At 69.9% G+C, this 3,209-nt stretch carries 3 protein-coding genes; 1 reads left to right on the forward strand and 2 read right to left on the reverse strand.

The features are described 5' to 3' along the window. Positions 1-182: 182 nt before the first annotated feature. Complete coding sequence (locus ACFWI9_RS31635; protein ID WP_387167940.1) at positions 183-1,886, reverse strand: flavin monoamine oxidase family protein; 1,704 nt, start codon at positions 1,884-1,886, stop codon at positions 183-185. A 42-nt stretch (positions 1,887-1,928) separates the two neighbouring features. Beyond that, positions 1,929-2,729 carry a carbon-nitrogen hydrolase family protein gene (locus tag ACFWI9_RS31640; RefSeq protein ID WP_387167942.1) on the reverse strand — a complete coding sequence of 267 codons (801 nt, stop codon included), beginning with the start codon at positions 2,727-2,729 and terminating at the stop codon, positions 1,929-1,931. A gap of 301 nt (positions 2,730-3,030) precedes the next feature. Here ACFWI9_RS31640 and ACFWI9_RS31645 point away from each other — a divergent pair, with 301 nt between their 5' ends. Next, positions 3,031-3,171: a hypothetical protein gene (locus tag ACFWI9_RS31645; RefSeq protein ID WP_387167945.1), complete on the forward strand. Its 141-nt coding sequence runs from the start codon at positions 3,031-3,033 to the stop codon at positions 3,169-3,171. Positions 3,172-3,209: the final 38 nt, after the last annotated feature.

Below are 3,209 nucleotides of genomic sequence, written 5' to 3' on the forward strand. Positions count from 1 at the left end.
CCGTGCGTGTGGCAGCGTGTGGTGGGTCGCGCGGCGCTCGCTCTGGGGGTGGCCCAACGCGTCGCGCCGGGGGAGGGGGGGCGGGGGGGCCCCCCGGCTCAGGGGACCTCCCGGGGCCGGCCGGGTCACGGTCGGCGGCGGGGGTACATCCGTAGGGGGCACGGCCCCGGGGAGTCGAAGGTTCAGTCCTCCGGCAGTTCCACCGGAGCGATCTCGTCGAAGACATCGCCGGGGCCCGGGTTGGTGGCATCGGTGGCGCCGCCGAAGTGGTGCATCACGCCCCACACCGCGTTCAGCGCCGTCTGCACCGCGCCCTCGGCCCAGCCGGCCGTCCACGAGATGTCGTCGCCCGCGAGGAAGATGCCGCGCTTGTCGGCGGGCAGCCGGTCCTGCATGAAGTGGGTGAACAGGCGCCGCTGGTAGCGGTAGTGGCCCGGCAGGTTGGCCTTGAACGCGCCCATGAAGTAGGGCTCGTTCTCCCAGGACACGGTCACCGGGTTGCCGATGACGTGCTTGCGGATGTCGACCTTCGGGTAGATCTCACCGAGCGACTTGAGCATGACCTCCATGCGCTCGTTCGCGGACAGCGGCAGCCACTTGAGGCTGTCGTCGCACCACGTGTACGAGAGGCAGATCACGGCCGGCTTGTCCGGGCCGTTGTCCAGGAGGTAGGTGCCTCGGGTCATCCGGTCGGTGAGCGTCATCGACATGACGTCGCGGCCGGTGTCCTCGTCCTTGTCCAGCCAGAACGGCCGGTCGACCGGGACGAACAGCTTGGAGGACTCCATGTAGTGGGTCCGCTCCATCGCCGTCCAGTGGTCGATGGGGAACAGCGAGTCATCGCAGTCGATCTTGGACAGCAGCATCCAGGACTGCGCGGTGAAGATCGCCGCCTGGTAGCTGCGGATGTCGCCCGAGGAGTCGGTGACCACGATCCGGTTGCCCGTGACACGGTGCAGCCGGGTCACGGCGGGGCGCGGCTCGCCCTCGTGCAACGACTTCAGCGAGGTGCCCAGCGGCCAGTGGGTGATCTTCCGCGGCTCGCGCTCCCACAGGCGCAGCGGCAGCTGCTGGGAGCCGCCGACGATACCGCGGTGGTGGTCGTCAGCCTCGGTGTAGACGACCCGCAGGATCTCCAGGATGGAGTTGGGGAAGTCGGTGTCCCAGCCGCCGGTGCCGAAGCCGACCTGGCCGAAGATCTCACGGTGCCGGAAGGACTTGAAGGCCTCGGAGTCGCAGAGGAAGCCGTAGAACGTCTGGTTGTCGAGCTTCTCGACCAGCTTCGCCCAGATCTCGCGGATACGCGGCACATCGCGCTCGCGCATGGCGCGGTTCATGTCGGAGAAGTCGGCGCCCTCCTCCAGGCAGGCGTTCCACGCGTTCATGACGTCGCGGTAGACCTGCGGGAGGTCGTCGATGGTCTCCGCGTAGTGGGACTCGCCCTTGAGGTCGACCACGGTCGACGGGGTGGCCTCGGCCAGCGGGTTGGGGAACGGCTGGGTCTTCAGGCCGACCAGGTCGATGTAGTGCTGGAGCGCGGTGGAGGAGGGCGGGAAGCGCATGGCGCCCATCTCGGCGGTGAGCTCCTCGCTGCCCTGGGCGGCGACACCGTCGAAGCCGACCGTGCGCAGCCGCCCGCCGATCTGGTCCGCCTCGTAGACGACCGGCTTGAGGCCCATCTTCATCAGCTCGTACGCGGCGATGACGCCGGAGAGCCCGCCGCCGATGACGGCGACCTCGGTGCCGTGCTCGGTCGCCGGTATCTGGCCGAGACCCGCCGGGTGGGCGAGGAAGTCGTCGTAGGCGTAGGGGAAGTCCGGCCCGAACATGGTGATGGGCGGCTGGGCCTCGGAGTGCGGGACGGCAGTGGGCACCGTGGACGTCATGGGGGTGTTGCTCCTGGTGTGGCGGGGGCGGGGCGGCAGGACTCAGCGGGTGAGCGACCCGTACAGGCCGGGGCGGCGGTCGCTCAGATACGGGTTGGCCGCCCGGGAGGCGGCGAGGAAGTCCGGGTCGGCGTCGGCGAGCACCAGTTCGTCGCCGTGGCCGGCGCGGGTCCGGGCGATTCCGTCGGGTCCGGCCAGGCAGCTCAGCCCGGCGAAGTCGAACTCGCCCTCGGGGCCGGTGCGATTGGCGTACGCGATGTAGAGCTGGCTTTCGAAGGCGCGGACCGGGAGCAGTTTCTCGGCGACGAACCGGAAGGGGTTCATCAGCGCGGTCGGCACGAGGAGCAGCTCGGTCCCGGCGAGCGCGTGGGCGCGTACGTTCTCGGGGAACTCGACGTCGTAGCAGATCAGCAGGCCGACGCGGATGCCGCCGAGCTCGGCCTGGACGACCTGCTCCTCGCCGGGTGTGAACCACTCCTGCTCGAAGCTGCCGAAGAGGTGGGTCTTGCGGTAGTTCGCGAGGCGGGTTCCGTCGGGGCCGATCAGCTGCGCCGCGTTGTGGACCTGCTCGCCGGCGCGCTCCGGGTAGCCGTAGACGACGGCGATCCCATGGCGGCGGGCGATCTCCGCGACCGCTTGGGCGGACGTGCCGTCGGCAGTCTCCGCGAGGCGGTGGATTCCGTCGCCGATGGCGTAGCCGGTGAGGAACATCTCGGGGCTGACCAGCAGCCCGGCACCGGCCGCTGCCGCGTCCGCGGCGTGGGTGTCGAGGATCTCGAGGTTCTTCGCGATGTCGCCGGGGGTTCCGGAGCTCTGGAGCAGGGCGGTGCGCAGCGGCGGCATGGACGACCTTCGGAGACGGATGGACCTGAGTGGCGTGGTGTCGTGACGGCTGTCAGGACGACGTCAAAACGGTACGTTCCGCCACTCTGCCCGGACAAGGCGGGACCGTTGCCTTCCGAGTGTCGATCCGTTGCGTACATGAGCCGTCCCACGGCGATTCGTTGCACAGAGGCTCCTCCGCCGGGCGTATCCGTCCTTCCGCCGGGCGGGCGGAGCCGGTCACGTCTCCCGGACGATGCTCCGGCGCGGCGCCGCGCGGGACGGTGGGGAACGCCGGATCGCCTACGGAAAGGAAACTGATGTGAACCGACGTACGAAAGCCGTCGTGCTCGCCGTCGCCCTGCTGATCACGGTGGGGATATCGGGCTCCGCCGTCGCCGGGGGGAATGGCGACGGCGGAGTGCGGCCGCGCGAGGCGGGCGCGGTGTCCGGCACGGCGTAGCTGTTCCGCCCGGCCGGGGACGTCATAGTCTTCTACTT

It is taken from the genome of Streptomyces sp. NPDC127084 (genome assembly GCF_042724175.1).
Taxonomy (GTDB): domain Bacteria; phylum Actinomycetota; class Actinomycetes; order Streptomycetales; family Streptomycetaceae; genus Streptomyces.